The organism is Alteromonas sp. DYW1 (genome assembly GCF_059752595.1).
This window is the reverse complement of sequence record NZ_CM186038.1, coordinates 350,546-365,428: the sequence shown is the minus strand read 5'-3', so window position 1 is coordinate 365,428 and position 14,883 is coordinate 350,546. Positions and strand designations below refer to the sequence as shown.

Annotated in this window: 15 protein-coding genes; 10 read left to right on the top strand and 5 right to left on the bottom strand. The window is 46.3% G+C overall.

Annotated elements, in window-relative coordinates:
- Positions 1 to 49: 49 nt before the first annotated feature.
- From AC121Z_RS01640 to AC121Z_RS01625, 4 genes are all read left to right on the top strand, one after another.
- Positions 50 to 529, top strand: a complete 480-nt coding sequence (locus tag AC121Z_RS01640; protein WP_498126111.1) for a DUF6841 family protein — start codon at positions 50 to 52, stop codon at positions 527 to 529.
- Positions 530 to 544: 15 nt separating this feature from the next.
- Positions 545 to 1,423, top strand: a complete 879-nt coding sequence (locus AC121Z_RS01635) for a LysR family transcriptional regulator (RefSeq protein ID WP_498126109.1) — start codon at positions 545 to 547, stop codon at positions 1,421 to 1,423.
- 271 nt (positions 1,424 to 1,694) lie between these two features.
- Positions 1,695 to 3,842 (top strand): GspE/PulE family protein, encoded by a 2,148-nt coding sequence (locus tag AC121Z_RS01630; RefSeq protein WP_498128118.1) that lies wholly within the window; start codon positions 1,695 to 1,697, stop codon positions 3,840 to 3,842.
- 9 nt (positions 3,843 to 3,851) lie between these two features.
- A complete protein-coding gene (locus AC121Z_RS01625) occupies positions 3,852 to 5,396 on the top strand; it encodes a sensor domain-containing diguanylate cyclase (RefSeq protein ID WP_498126108.1) in 1,545 nt (514 codons plus the stop codon).
- Here the strand turns inward: AC121Z_RS01625 and AC121Z_RS01620 are convergent.
- Positions 5,383 to 7,677, bottom strand: a complete 2,295-nt coding sequence (locus tag AC121Z_RS01620) for a Tex family protein (RefSeq protein ID WP_498126106.1) — start codon at positions 7,675 to 7,677, stop codon at positions 5,383 to 5,385. The two genes, AC121Z_RS01625 and AC121Z_RS01620, sit on opposite strands and share 14 nt — an antisense overlap.
- A 189-nt stretch (positions 7,678 to 7,866) precedes the next feature.
- On the opposite strand from AC121Z_RS01620, the gene AC121Z_RS01615 reads away from it, so the two are divergent.
- On the top strand, positions 7,867 to 8,760 hold the full coding sequence (locus AC121Z_RS01615) for a hypothetical protein (RefSeq protein WP_498126105.1): 894 nt from the start codon (positions 7,867 to 7,869) through the stop codon (positions 8,758 to 8,760).
- Here AC121Z_RS01615 and greB read toward each other — a convergent pair.
- Positions 8,755 to 9,228 (bottom strand): transcription elongation factor GreB, encoded by a 474-nt coding sequence (greB, locus tag AC121Z_RS01610; protein ID WP_498126103.1) that lies wholly within the window; start codon positions 9,226 to 9,228, stop codon positions 8,755 to 8,757. The genes AC121Z_RS01615 and greB overlap by 6 nt on opposite strands.
- 154 nt (positions 9,229 to 9,382) lie before the next feature.
- Here greB and AC121Z_RS01605 point away from each other — a divergent pair, with 154 nt between their 5' ends.
- Complete coding sequence (locus tag AC121Z_RS01605) at positions 9,383 to 9,628, top strand: hypothetical protein (RefSeq protein WP_498126101.1); 246 nt, start codon at positions 9,383 to 9,385, stop codon at positions 9,626 to 9,628.
- A gap of 269 nt (positions 9,629 to 9,897) precedes the next feature.
- On the opposite strand, the gene fkpA is transcribed toward AC121Z_RS01605, so the two are convergent.
- A complete protein-coding gene (gene fkpA / locus AC121Z_RS01600; protein ID WP_498126099.1) occupies positions 9,898 to 10,659 on the bottom strand; it encodes an FKBP-type peptidyl-prolyl cis-trans isomerase in 762 nt (253 codons plus the stop codon).
- A 192-nt stretch (positions 10,660 to 10,851) separates the two neighbouring features.
- Between fkpA and AC121Z_RS01595 the strand changes: the two genes are divergently transcribed.
- The 4 genes from AC121Z_RS01595 (at position 10,852) to AC121Z_RS01580 (ending at position 12,858) form a co-directional block, all read left to right on the top strand.
- Positions 10,852 to 11,775 (top strand): WD40 repeat domain-containing protein, encoded by a 924-nt coding sequence (locus AC121Z_RS01595; protein WP_498128117.1) that lies wholly within the window; start codon positions 10,852 to 10,854, stop codon positions 11,773 to 11,775.
- Complete coding sequence (locus AC121Z_RS01590) at positions 11,765 to 11,986, top strand: SlyX family protein (protein WP_498126097.1); 222 nt, start codon at positions 11,765 to 11,767, stop codon at positions 11,984 to 11,986. The genes AC121Z_RS01595 and AC121Z_RS01590 overlap by 11 nt, the downstream gene beginning before the upstream one ends.
- A gap of 33 nt (positions 11,987 to 12,019) precedes the next feature.
- A complete protein-coding gene (locus AC121Z_RS01585; protein WP_498126096.1) occupies positions 12,020 to 12,259 on the top strand; it encodes a hypothetical protein in 240 nt (79 codons plus the stop codon).
- A 128-nt stretch (positions 12,260 to 12,387) separates the two neighbouring features.
- Positions 12,388 to 12,858: a hotdog fold domain-containing protein gene (locus tag AC121Z_RS01580; protein WP_498126094.1), complete on the top strand. Its 471-nt coding sequence runs from the start codon at positions 12,388 to 12,390 to the stop codon at positions 12,856 to 12,858.
- Here AC121Z_RS01580 and AC121Z_RS01575 read toward each other — a convergent pair.
- Positions 12,855 to 13,829 (bottom strand): threonine dehydratase, encoded by a 975-nt coding sequence (locus AC121Z_RS01575; RefSeq protein ID WP_498126092.1) that lies wholly within the window; start codon positions 13,827 to 13,829, stop codon positions 12,855 to 12,857. The genes AC121Z_RS01580 and AC121Z_RS01575 overlap by 4 nt on opposite strands.
- A gap of 28 nt (positions 13,830 to 13,857) precedes the next feature.
- The gene (locus tag AC121Z_RS01570; RefSeq protein ID WP_498126091.1) at positions 13,858 to 14,856 is read right to left on the bottom strand and encodes an FAD:protein FMN transferase; all 999 of its coding nucleotides are present in this window, start codon (positions 14,854 to 14,856) and stop codon (positions 13,858 to 13,860) included.
- Between the last annotated feature and the right edge of the window lie 27 nt (positions 14,857 to 14,883).

Genomic DNA, 14,883 nt, shown 5'->3' with positions numbered 1-14,883 from the left:
GTTGCACATTACGCTGTGGCTTCTTTAACTCAGAAAGGTCATCTTTGCTATGAAACTTATTCTATCGTTTATCTTTTTGTGCACAGTAATTATGGGGCATGCGAGCGCTACAGATAATCAATATCACCAAGATATTGATGCGCTTTTTGCCAACTACATGCTCAAGTACAACGACTTTATTACTACGGGTACCTTGCGTGAAGACTTACCCTTGTACCACGAGAATGTCACCTTTGTTGCTACGAATACTGCGCCATCTACAGTGTCAGCGGCGACGATGGATGAGCGTGTAGAGCGCTTTCTGTTAAACCTTAAAAAAGAGGGCGTGGCACGAGTCGCCTGGGACTCAGTTAAAATTCATCCACTGGCAGAAAATCTTGCGTTGGTGCGCAATGTGGCCGTTCGCTTTAAACCTGACGGCAGTGTTTTTAACCGTGTTGGCGCTACTTACATGATCCAACAAAGCGAACAAGGTTGGCGGATCGCGGCATTTTCGGTACACCCAGCGACGTATCCTGAGGTGGAATAACCATGGCGAGCATTAATGCAAAAATGGGATGATTACCGCCTTTTAATTGCGGTTCAGCGCGGACGCTCGGTCCGTGGTGCTGCAATGCAATTGTCACAAAACCATGTGACCACACTGCGCCATATCAATCGTGTTAACAATCAATACGCTTCAGCTCTGATTGAGCGTGATGCCAAGGGGTTAGTTTTAACCCCGCTTGGCCAAACTATGCTGGAAACGGCACTTAGTATCGAGGCAACTATCCTCAATGGTGAACGCGCTGTCAGTGCCATCGGTCCGCAATACGAACGTATAGTGCTATCGCTGCCACCACCGATTTATGAATTCTTGTTGATGCAACCGTTGCTTGAATACTGCGCTCAAAACCCCCTGGTTAAACTTGAGATTAATACCGGTTACCAATTCGCGAATCTTAATGAAAACGAGGCTGACATTGTTGTCCGAGGCGCTAATTCGCCAGGGGATGATTATGTGGGCCACCGTATATGCCCCATTGAACTCGGCTTTTATGCGCATGCCGAATACTTCAAACAAACACCCCATAATCAAATTGGCTGGATAGCCAGTACTGACATGAACGCGGCCAATCATTATATTCGCCAGTCGGACTTCCCCGATGCAGCGATTCTTTTTACTATCGATGACTTGGTGAGTCGGCATAGGCTAGCGGCCCGAGGGCACGGAATGATCATTGGCGCCCCCTATATCGCATGTCACTTCGATGGCTTAAAACGCTTCGGCGCACAGTCTTTTGGCTTTGCTGACCTCTGGGTACTTGCCCACCAAACACGCATTAGTCTCCCCAGAGTTAAGCAGTTAATGAAGTTGCTGCGTCAATCCCTCAAAGCAAGCGAAGCAGTAATTAACCCAAAGGGTTTGAATTACCCCAATTAGTCCATCCCGGAATGCAGAAGGGTTTGCCAATGAGTGGTTGCACTCTGGCAAATGGTGCGCAACAAGCCACTTGTTTACTGAATTGCGTATGTAGATTTGCAAGAAAAGGGTAAATCAATGAATAAAAACGGCTCTGTACAGTGACAATTCAGCAAAAACTTTATAATGTATCGCTCAATAGAGTAGTCATGGCTTTACTATGTTAACAAGCGACAGTACCGAAACCGATTTTTCAGCAATTGATGAACTTTTAGCGCGCCAAGCGCCGCTAATGGATGCTTATCAGGAGCTTGAGACTCAAGTATTGTCTTTGCTAGGTGCTGAGCGCATGAGTATTTTCCAGCGTCGCTTACAGCACCAGGATTTGGTCGCCAGGTTCAAAACGGGTAAAGAAACCAAACAAATTCAGGTACCAATCAGCCCTTTATCGATTGCCGGCTATGTTGCGCTCTCGCAATTACCACTGATCATAAACGATCCGTATGACAGTTTTGAATTAAGCCAGATCCACCCGCGTCTGCGGTTTGCCGATAAATTCGATAAAAACAGTACCTTTAAAACGCAAAATATTTTGTGCGTACCGATCTTAAACGCCGGTGTCATGATGGGCGTATTGCAGATTATCAACAAAAAGTCGGGTTCCTTTGACGATGCTGATCTGAAGATCGCACAACAGTTAGCTGACAAAATTGGCGCTAAATTCCGCTATGAACTCGGCGGCACCAAGGCACCATTTGATTACTTGGTACATTCCGACTTAGTCAATGAAAAAGCGCTTAAGGAAGTCACTGAAACCAGTAACGACCATCGCCAGTTAATTCAACGCTTACAAAGTGAATTACGAGTGGCTGATACGCATATTGGCACGGCGCTATCGGTGCACTATCAAGTGCCATTTATTGGTTTTTTACCCGATAAATACCATCTATTTCAAAGCGACAGCAAACTCAACAAAAGTTACCTAAAACGCAATTGTGTCGCGGTTATCGCTGACGTTAACGACAACATAATCGTGTTGATGGCAGAACCCAATAACGCCGCATTGTTGATGGAAATAGAGCGTGCATTAGGCATAGATAGCTACGAAATTGCCGTTGGTCTACCTAATCAGATTTTGCAGTATCTTGGTGACAGCGGTGGTGGCGGCGCACCGGGTGAAATGAATGAAATCCTGGACGAAATAGGCACCAATCAAGAAGACAGCGAAGATCACTCGGATGAATTAACTGATGACGCCCCTGCAGTCGTACGTTTAGTTAGTCGAATTTTGCATGATGCGAAGCGCTTGAACGCCTCTGATATTCATATTGATCCAGAAAAGAATGGTCCGACGCGTGTGCGGATGCGGGTCGATGGTGTTTGTCGAGATATCAACCAAGTACCAGCCTCGCATCACAGTGCTGTGATTGCGCGGATAAAGATCATGTCGAACCTTAACATCGCCGAAAAGCGCGTACCACAAGACGGTAAACTTGCATTTCGTATGAGCGGACAACTTGTGGAGGTGCGGGTAGCGACTATCCCTACCGTAGCAGGTGAAGGTGTGGTTATGCGGATCTTGGCCTCGGGTGGCGCCATGCCGATAGATAAAATGAATGTTGCCCCCAGTAATCGGGCTCGCTTAGAAGAGATGATTAAGAAGCCGCATGGCATCATTCTTGTTGTAGGGCCAACGGGCTCAGGTAAAACCACCACCTTGCATGCAATTTTGGGCTACCTCAATACCCCAGAAAAGAAAATCTGGACAGCGGAAGATCCTGTGGAAATCACGCAAGCTGGATTACAACAAGTACAAGTTAGCCCTAAAATAGGCTTCACCTTTGCGAATGCGCTACGCGCGTTTCTGCGGGCCGACCCAGACATTATTCTGATTGGTGAAATGCGTGACAAAGAAACCGCACATGCCGGTATTGAAGCCTCGCTAACCGGTCACTTAGTACTGTCTACGCTGCACACGAACTCTGCGCCAGAAACGATAACGCGTTTACTCGATTTAGGCTTGGACCCAGTCAACTTCTCAGATGCCTGTGTTGGGATCTTAGCTCAGCGTTTGATCAGAACGCTGTGTGGTGAATGTAAGGAGTCTTACACCGCCGATGAAGAAGAATTTAACTTTATTAAACGTCAATATGGCGAAGCCTATTTTGACGAACTTGAATTAGACGGCCCACCCACGTTATACCGCTCTACAGGGTGTGAAGCCTGTGGTGACACTGGTTACAAAGGGCGCACAGGGGTGCATGAGTTATTGGGTATGACGCCTGAACTACGGTCATTAGTCTACAAAGAAGCTTCGGTTTCAGAAATGAAGAAACAAGCCATGGCTGACGGTATGCGCACACTTGTCCAAGACGCGATATATAAAGTGCTTAAAGGAGACACCGACATTGCTCAGGTACAAATCCTTGGTGGCGATTAAGGTGCAAGCATGCTACGGCCCCTGGTTTGTGTAGTCGTTTTAGTTTGCTCTTTGTACTCGGGCCTTGCATGGTCGCAAGCAGACGTTGGCTTTTGTCGTAGCCAAACCGGCAGTATTGTCTCTAATGTACAAACCGATACAGTAAAATTGATTGAAGGCAGCAATGTCTTACAACTGCAGTGCCGATTAACTCAACCCAGTATAATTAGTTTGCCGTTAGTCGGCTTGAGTTCGGTTATCATTCAGGGTCCCTCACAAGTCTCATTGGAACGCCAGAGTAGCCATTTTTATAGTGTTTTACTGCCCGCCGGCGATGATTTACGGCTCACCATAAATATCAATAGCCAACGCAATCGCGCGTACATTCTTTATTTGGAATCGATCAGCGAGTTTAATCAACGGATCACCACTCACACCATTACTCTATTTCTATTCATTGGTTTCGCTGTTGGTCTTGCTATGTATGTTGGTCTGTTAGGTCGTGGTATCAAGCAGTCAGGATTTTACGCATACAGTGCCTATTTATTTTTTGTCGCCGCCTTTTTCAGCTTGCAAGAAGGGTTATTTAATTACTTCGCTCCCCTTAGCAGCTGGCAAAACAATGTCGCAAACCAGTCGCTACTAGCGGGTTGCGTGGTTTTCTTTGCCACCTTGTTTTTAGCTCGGTTATTAGATTTAAAACTCCTTATTAATCGACACTTTTACCACGCCATTATCGGTTCTGCTGCAGCCGTTTTGTGTATCGGTATACTCATTTTCCTTTTCCCTTCACTGGGTACGATAGGATTGGGAGTCGTTATGGCGTGGACGACACTAGCGGTAATTTTTAGTCTGTTCATAATTGCCGGTTACGCTGCTGTCCAGCGTATCCATACCGCTAGTATTGTCTTTTTTGCGCTGGGTATTGTTTTTGTCGCTATGCTATTTCGTGTTTGGCTTAACGATTTGAGTGTTTTCTTAACTCGCTATGGACTCATCGTTTCAACCGCAATTGAGTCATTCTTATTCGCTTATGCCGCCAGTGAAAAAGTGAAGCACCTTGAAGTGGAAAAAGCCCATGCATTCCTTACAGCATCGGAAGATCCTCTTTGTCGGTTACTCAATCGGCGCGGTTGGGAAATGGCAGTGCAACGTAAGATAGATCGGTTTCGCGATCGCGATGGGGTGTTTTTATTGCTATTCATAGACCTCAACGAGTTTAAATCGATCAATGACGATCGAGGCCACACGTTTGGTGACAAAGTGCTGCAAACGTTTGCTAAAATTTTACGTCACCAAACCCGCGAAGGCGATATCGTAGGTCGCTTTGGCGGTGATGAATTTGTCGTCTTTGCCCACGCCATCAACCCTGCACAAGCACGACGTATCCAACACCGCTACGCGCAAAAATTACATCAACGTGATGTCTGGATTGATGGCCAGGCCTTAGCGTTATCGGCGGCCGTGGGATATCATATTGCCGAGGTTGAGCGCGCTAGTTTAGCCACTATGCTGCAAAGTGCTGATCTCAATATGTACCAACACAAGCAAAGTCTAAAGACTACCCTTTCTTAGCTTTAGCGAACGCATCTGCAAAAGCATTCCCCATCGCCGCGTTAGTCGTTTTCGGTGCTGGCTTTGAGCGCTGTTCGCGGCTGCTTTTGTCCCGCTTATTAGCCTGCTCTCTCGCTGCCGGTTGGTCATCTAAACGCATAGTAAAAGCGATCCGTTTACGCTGCACATCAACCTCTAAAACTTTGACTTTAACGATATCCCCCGCTTTAACAACTTCTCGTGGATCTTTGATAAATTTGTTCGTTAGAGCAGATATATGCACGAGGCCATCTTGATGCACCCCCACGTCTACAAAGGCGCCAAAATTGGCAACATTAGTAACCACCCCTTCTAAGATCATGCCTTCGGCTAAATCATTGATGGTATTAATCCCAGCTTTGAAACGCGCCGTTTTAAATTCTGGACGCGGATCACGACCGGGCTTCTTCAATTCGGCGATAATGTCTTTTACCGTAGGCAAGCCAAAACGCTCATCAACCAGTGAGTTGATATCTATCTGGCGCAGAATATCATCGTTTGCAATGACCTCATTAACCGCGCGGCGTGTCATGTCGATAATTTTATCGACCACGGGATAAGATTCCGGATGGACAGCAGATGCATCGAGCGGGTTACTCCCATTGACGATGCGCAGAAACCCTGCTGCTTGCTCAAAGGCCTTCGGCCCCAAGCGTTCAACATTCAACAATTGACCACGCTCAGTAAAGCCACCCAATTGGTCACGATGCGCCACAATATTGGTCGCAAGCGTCTTATTTAATCCAGACACATAACTAAGTAACGCGGGTGAAGCCGTATTCAAATCTACCCCTACTGCATTTACACAATCCTCAATGGTATTGTCCAATGCCTTGGCCAGATGACTTTGGCTTACGTCATGTTGATATTGCCCGACGCCAATTGCCTTGGGTTCTATTTTCACTAATTCAGCGAGAGGGTCCTGCAGACGACGCGCAATCGAAACGGCACCCCGCAACGAAACATCAAGTTCTGGTAGTTCGTTCGAGGCTAATGCAGAAGCCGAATACACCGATGCTCCCGCCTCACTTACCATAATCTTTTGCACATTCAGTTGTGCTTTACTCAGCATTTCGCTAACTAATTGATCAGTCTCACGCGAGCCCGTTCCATTACCGATACTGATCAATTCAACCTTAAACTGCTTACATAAGGTTTCCAATGTGCGACTTGATTTGTCCCATTGATTCTGCGGGGCGTGAGGGAAAATGGTCGTGGTATGTACGACTTTACCGGTGGCATCGACAATCGCCAATTTTACTCCTGTTCGCAAGCCAGGATCTAAGCCCATTGTCACTTTTTGGCCTGCCGGCGCTGCCATTAATAGGTCTTTCAAATTCTTCGCAAACACGTCAATAGCGTCAGTTTCTGCCCGCTCACGCAGTGCTGCAAATAATTCCGTCTCTAAATGCAGCTGCAGTTTAATACGCCACGTCCATTGAATAACCTGCGCCATCCAATCATCGGCTGCCAATCCGCGTGGTTGAAAGCCTAGATGGTTGGCAATCAATTCTTCACAATACGAATTGCGGCTTTCCTCATGTTGGGGATCCGCATTTAATTTAAGTTGCAAAACTCCTTCGTTGCGCCCGCGAAACATTGCCAGAGCACGGTGTGATGGGGTGTTTGCAATTTTTTCTGAATGCGCAAAATAGTCCTTAAACTTAACCCCATCGTTTTCTTTGCCTTTAATGACTTCACTTGTAATGTGCGCCTCTCGGTATAAATATTGACGCAATTTAGCGAGTAGCTCTGCATCTTCGGCAAACCGCTCCATCAAAATAAACTTTGCTCCATCGAGAGCAGCCTTACTATCTGCAACTCCAGCCTCTGCATTTGTAAACGCTTGCGCTTCAACAACAGGATCGAGGGCTAAGTTTTCCAACAATCGCTCGGCCAATGGCAGTAATCCTGCTTCAATAGCAATTTGGCCTTTAGTGCGGCGCTTGGGCTTAAAAGGAAGGTACAGGTCTTCCAGCTCAGTTTTACTCTCTGCGCCTAGCAATTTTTGCTTTAACTCTGGAGATAGTTTGTCCTGCTCCTCAATTGAACGCAGAATTACACTACGCCGATCTTCCAACTCTCGTAAATAACCCAAGCGCTGCTCAAGGAAGCGTAACTGGGTATCATCCAGCCCTTTGGTGGCTTCCTTCCGATAACGCGCAATGAATGGCACGGTTGCACCACCGTCTAAAAGCGTTACCGCAGATTGAACTTGCTCAGCGTTGACACCGAGTTCGGTTGCAATTTTATTGATTAGCATAGTTGTCTCGAAAAACGTGTAAGGAAATGGATGGTTAGAAAAGTTGAAAAATGCAGAGATAAAACCAAGCTGAATTATAGCACTTTCAACTGAGTTGCCTAGCCTTGATTTTAGCAAAATTCACTGGCACGTCGTCATTCACATGCTAGGCTTTGTGGGGTTAATTTTACAAATGAATAGGTACACTAAATGCGATCCAGATTAGTTTGCAGTGTTGGCTTAGTTTGCTGCATTCTACCCGCTGCTTTAAGTTGGGCTAGCGTACCGAACCATGCCCAGTCACCTCTGATTATCAAAACTTTAGGTGGGGTACGCGAGGTATTACATGGTGAAGATTACTATCTTCAAATCATGCGTTTGGCTCTGGATGAGACGCGCACTGACTTTGGCGCCTATTTTATAGCCTTAGAGACGCGCTATATTAATCAAAGCGTCGAGTTTGACATGCTTAGAAAGGGAGATCTTGATGTCGTCTGGTCAATGACATCACGTAGGCGAGAAAAGAACTTCATTCCCATACGCTTTCCTCTCGCGTTTGGTCTTCTCGGGTATCGCGTATTGCTGACCTCGGAGCCACAAGACATCGCGGCTAGTCTTGTCCGTGAAAAACTCCTGAACAACCAATACAGAATAGTTCAAGGCGTCGGTTGGCCCGATGTAACAATCCTGCGAGCCAATGGTTTGAGAGTGCATACCGTTGATGACATTGATACTGCCTATAGGCAGCTAATCCAAGGCCATTTTCAGATCTTTCCGCGGAGTTTATTTGAAGTTAACTTCGAGTTGGTCAGACTAGCCCGGATTACACGTCAACCGTTAAACCAGGCATCGGTTATGCTATATTATCCGAGTGCAATGTACTTCTTTGTGAATCCAAAACGCCAAGATATAGCCGTTCGTCTTAATATTGGAATGGCGCGTTTAGCTAATCAACCTAGTTGGCGAGAGAGACTAAACGACGAAATTGGTCGTGACGAAATCAAGGCTGCTTTACATAGTGCTGAGATTATAACTTTGCGTAATCCGGAGATATCCGAACACTCACGCATTGTTTTGCAGCGCTTTAATGTTAACAGTCTATGACTCGTACCATATGTCGAGTATGGTCCACTCAGCCGTTTGGGCCTCGGTTTTAACTACCACGTCATCATCCACTGACTTACCTAACAACGCCCGAGCCATCGGACTATCAATGGAAATACACTGGGTCTGGCCAAAGATTTCATCATAACCAACAATATGTACCGTTAGCTCTTTGCCATCCTCTCGCTCAAGTTTGCACCACGCACCAAAAAATACCTTACCCTGTTGTACTGGATCATAATCGACAACTTTTAGATTCTCTAGCGCCTTGCGTAAATAACGTACGCGCCGGTCAATCTCGCGTAACTTCTTTTTGTTGTATTGATAATCAGCATTTTCACTACGATCACCAAGGCTTGCAGCCCAAGTAACTTTACGGGTAATTTCTGGCCGTTCAATGCGCCATAATTGATCCAATTCTTCGCGTAAGCGATTGTAGCCTCGTCGGGTAACTAGCGGTGTTCTCATTGAATTTAAGGTCAGCATTAAATTGCCGATAATATCTTTCAGACACATTAGGTAAGTCAAGTTTTGTCTAATAGCGTAAAAAAACGATTGTTTTTTGAACCAATTCAGGCTTAATGACACTATAAGGTAAGGACTTATTAACAAGGTACCCCACGTGAAATCAGCACAACAGAATTCAAATCAATCATTGTTGATTTCAAGGAAGAAACCTCAGAGCACTTGGACAGTGATTGTTTCGTTGCTCGGATTTTTACTCTATCTCACCGGAGGGTTAGTTGTCGTTGCCGCTATTATTGATGCATTCATCAATAGCTTTACGTTGCATAACTTGTGGTTTCTCTTAGGCGGTTTGCTGTTTGGAAAACTGGGTCGCATCATAATGCGTCGAAGTAGTGAGTGAAACTAACTGTATTTGCTACAAATTCCCCTACGGTATCTAACGTGCTTTTTTTATAGCAAAGCATTCCAATGCAAAAGCGCCTAGAGGCTATAATTAAAGTACGTAGCAAGTTTGTTACGATACTTGAAAACCTGAATGCGTATTCAGCGTGAAGTCCTAGAGTGTATGAGCGCTGCTAGTGACGAGAGGGAATTAAGGTAGGCAAGGAGCAGCTATAAAATAAGCCGGAAAGTTATTGTAACTCTCCGGCTTTGTTTTTTGATGACAACTTATTCAGCGTCAGCTTTCTTTACTTCCAATAATTCAACATCAAAAATCAATGTTGAGTTAGGCGTGATAGCACCAGTGGCGCGCTCACCGTAAGCAAGTTCTGAAGGGATGTAAAAGCGGAATTTGCCGCCTTCCTTCATTAACTGAACCCCTTCGGTCCAACCCGCGATGACGCGAGACAAGGGAAATGAAGCTGGCTCGTTACGCTTGTATGACGAATCAAACTCGGTCCCATCCAGCAAAGTACCGCGATAATGCACAGTCACTGTGTCTTCAGCAGTGGGTGATGCCCCTTCGCCAGCAGACAATACTTCGTATTGCAGCCCTGACTCAGTGGTCATCACGCCTTCTTTTTGCGCATTTTCCGCTAAGAAAGCTTTACCTGCTTCAATATTTTGCTGCGCCACATCTTGCGCAGCAGCCTGCTGCTTCTCTTGTAAGCTAGTGTCAGCCGCACGCGCCAGCGATTGCATCTCTTCAACAGTAAACTTGGAATTGCCAGCAAGTGCATCTTTAAAGCCTTGCATTACTGCGTCACGATCAAACGTGATCCCATACTTTTCAGTTTCTGTCGCTCGATTAACCACATAGGTTCCCATGCTTGCTCCAATGGCATACGCCTGGTTCTGCTCTGGGCTCATGTCTGTTGTGCTAGCAGCTTCTTCTGTTGCACTGTCTGTTGCCTGTTCGCTCGACTGCGGTTGGCATGCTGATAATCCTAATGCCATCAACGATGTAGCAGCAACAAGTGATAATCTCATGTAGTGACTCTCCTATTTTTTTTAATCTAGCGCATTGCATCATAAAATTTTGAAATCTAAAACGCAGGGTATGGTAATCTTTACGCACACAAAGCGAAACCCCAAAGCATGAGAAACCCAAAATACCATTCGCGTTCAATCCGCCTGGGCCTAGCCTTACTAATACTGTATTGGCTGCAAGGCTGTGGTGGTATGGGAACAGAAGCGCAGCAGGAAACGTTGCATGCGGAAGCAGGTGCGATGGCTGCGGACATTTCACCCGATGGCTCTCTTGCAGTCGTTTCCAGTGTTGATAACGGTATTACCGTATGGGATCTCAAGGCGCAATCAGCATTATATGAATGGCATCACCAAGGTGACGGCGTCAATATTGTGACCAATTTGCATATTGCGGCAGACAATTCCCATATCGTCACATCTGATCGGACGGCGTTTGCATTATGGAGTGTCGAGTCGGGCGAGCCGATTGGATTCTGGCGGATTGATGAAAGTGCCATTCGCGATGTGGCGGTGAGCAATCAGGGGAATGGCATACTTGTTGCGCGGAGTAACGGTAAAATCATGTACTTTGAACCTAGCAGTGGTCGCAGGCTTGAGTTCATGGGTCATCAAGAAAAAGTGAACAGCATTGATTTATCACCCAATGGTAAATTCGCAATTTCTGGTAGTAATGATTACGTGGCTTACTTATGGAGTACGGAAACAGGCCAAATAATCCATACGTTTACTCACCCGCAGCGCGTCACTAAGGTCGCTCTCGATGATCGGGGCCGCTACGTATTTACCGCTGATAGTACCAACAACGCACATGTATGGGATGCTCAATCGGGTGCCTTAATCAGTTCGTTGGATATTTTTGTGCGGCAACAGATTTTCACTGATGCGGTATTTTCTGATGATGGTAAGTGGTTACTTACAGGCAGCCCAACACGCCGAGTGAATTTATGGAACGTGGTGGATGGCAAAGAAATACAGGAATGGAAGGTTGCACCGAATGAAAAAGCCGCATTGCGCACGGCAGTCGTTCACGCCGTTGGTTTCATCAGCACACATCAAATAATTACTGAAAGTAGCAGCGGACTCGCTGAAACATGGAGCATCGACGATGCAGGATAACTCTGCTTTGCAAACACAAATTGATGAACTACAAAGCAAACTGGCGTTTCAGGAATACACCATTGACAGTTTAAATGACGCCCTAGCGCAACAGCAGATCCAATTAAGTGAGCTGCAGGAAAAATTTAGCTTCGTGGTAGACAAGCTAAAAGCTTTGCAACAATCGAATATAGCCAATGCAGACGAAGAAACCCCACCTCCGCATTACTAAACTAGGCTAATAATGAAATTCAGGAGGAAGGAAATGAAACTACTTCGATTGCTAGGATTACTAATCGGAATTATGTTCATTATTGTCTTTGGCTATCAACTCGTCACTGAACATTTTCAAGCCTTAGGCAAACTCCTGGGCGTTATTGTTGGCATCGCGTTTATCAATTACGCCATGAGTGGGCGAGACTTTGCCGCAGACTGGATATACCGGATAACCGGTTACCGCTTTAACACTGCAAAATTGCCCAATGAGTCTACTCCAGACAACTAATTACCTATTAATATATGAACACCAACTAACAGAGCTTGAATTCGTGGGTTGACGGTAAGTTTGCGCCGAATATTCAGCACGTCTTTTACCCATTAACACAAAGACAAATACAACAAGGCCAATGAGCTATGAGCAACAATTACGTATTAAACACTTACTCAAAGTTTCTAAAGTTTCCTTTTGGTCGGCAACTGTTTAGTTGGTTTACCGCTCGCAAAGCGCCATATTTCTCAACTATCTCGCCCCAGATCACCGAACTTCGCCCGAATCATTGCGAAGTGAGATTTAAAAAGCGCCGAATTGTACAAAATCATATTGGCACAACCCATGTTATTGCCATTTGTAATGGCTTAGAAATGGCCATGGGATTTATGTGTGAAGCGTCGATCCCCAAGCACTTGCGCTGGATACCTAAAGGCATGGCGGTAGAATACCCGGCGAAGGCACCCACAGATATTCGCTGCGTCGCCAGTGTTCCAGATGATGCGTGGCAACCGGGTGACTTGGCTATTGCCGTAAATGCCTATGACACCTCCGACAACATTGTGGTCACCGGCACCATTACAGTATGGGTTAGTGAGAAGAAAACAAAAACCTAGCCCGCTTTTGGCGTATGGCCGTTGAGTATTTGCGCCATAACAGGGCTATCGATATTGCCACCGCATAATATGACGGCAACCTTTTTACCTCGCAATGCAGCCTTCTCTTGCATAGCTGCAGCTAGGGGCGCAGCTCCAGCGCCTTCCGCCACGTTATGTGTGCAACGGAAGTATGTGCGGATTGCGTCGGCTATTTCGTTATCGCTCACCGCAACTATATGACTAACCCCGCGTGCATAAATCTCGAATGCCTCAGCCACAGGTTTACGCACCGCAACTCCATCGGCAAAGGTTAATGCTGAATCGGTAGCGATAATTTTGCCAGCCTCAACGGATAACTTCGCTGCCATGGCGTTTGCTGAAACCACCCCAACAATTTGGGTGTTTAACTTAAGTGCATCCCGCACCGCGATGACCGCACAGATCCCGGAACCACAACCTATGGGAACATATACACGGTCTATATCACTGACCTGAGTGAATAATTCCAACGCATAGCTCGCAACACCGGCCACTATTTCCCGATGAAATGCTGGCACCATTATTAACCCACGCTGTTCAGCCAACTCAAGTGCATACTCTCTTGCACTATCAAAATCAGCTCCATAAGTAATGACCTCTGCGCCAAACGCATGCATGGCGCTATTTTTCTCGACTGAATTACCTTCGGGTACCACTATTGTTGCGGATAAGCCGTGTACCGAGGCAGCTCTAGCTTGGCTTTGACCGTGATTACCCCGCGTTGCAGTAATAATTCCCCGACACTCAGGATAATGCTGTTTCAGCCAGTTAACATACGTTATCCCTCCACGAACTTTAAAGGCTCCTGTAGACGTATGATTTTCATGTTTAACCCAAAGTTCTGTACCTAACATTGCATTGAGCAGCGGCCAAGAATACTGCGGGGTTGCTGGTTGCGACTGGTACACCTGTTGGGCCGCGGCTTGTAATTGAGATAGTGAGAAATCCATCGCTAATCCTTGTGCTTCATCTGTGCTTCTATTGCCGTGCAAGCCCATTTGAATAGTGTAATTTACGTTGACTATCCATGATTATCGCTTCAGTACCCTCTAACTGATTGACTAGATTGAGGCCGGCATTCACTCCTAATACAAACACCGCGGTAGAAAGAGCATCATTGGCAGTCGCAGAATCGCTAATAATCGATACGCTCTGAACTTCAGTCGGGGATTGCCCGGTTTTAGGTGACAGAATGTGATGGTAGCGAACGCCGTCCTCCTCAAAATAGCGTTCATAATCGCCAGACGTCGACATTGCGGTATTGCTCAGCGGCAGCAGCACTGCCTGCTTGTTCGGCTGCCGTGGATCGCGAATACCAACCAACCAATCTCGGCCTAAGCGATCGCCCAGCAAACGGGTGTCACCGCCCGCGGTTACCATGGCATGTTCAATATTCATGGTCTGCAATAGTTCAATCGCATTATCAACCGCATGGCCTTTGGCGATCCCCCCTAAATCGATGCGTACATCTGGATGAGCAAACCTCACCGTACGGTCGCTAGCGTCCAACATGACCAAGGTGTAATCAATCACCGAGGTGAGTGTTTCGACGGTTTCCTGAGTGGGCTTAACCCGTTCACGGTAATCAAACAAAAAACCAATGCTGGCAAACGTTATGTCGAACGCACCGTTGCTAAGTTGAGAGTAAGCTGCAGCCGTTTCGAGCAAGTCAAACATTTCGTCAGAAACCTTTACCGCCTGTTGCGCTGCTTTCTGATTCAACCTAGCAAGCTCACTGGTTGCAATATAAGGACTCATTAATTGATTAATGCGTTCCATTTCGGCAAATACTTGGTTAATTGCCGCTGCACCCTGTTCGGGTGTAGAGGCCCAAAGTTGAACCTCGATGTTGGTTCCCATAATCGCTGCAGTGTCACGATACCAATCTCCCTTAGTCAGGTCTTCAGCAGCACAAACTGCACTACTGCACACCCATCCAAACACAACGATTATCCAGTACAGGGTAGTTTTAACCACGTGAGGCTTTCTCTTTGATTTTTCTCT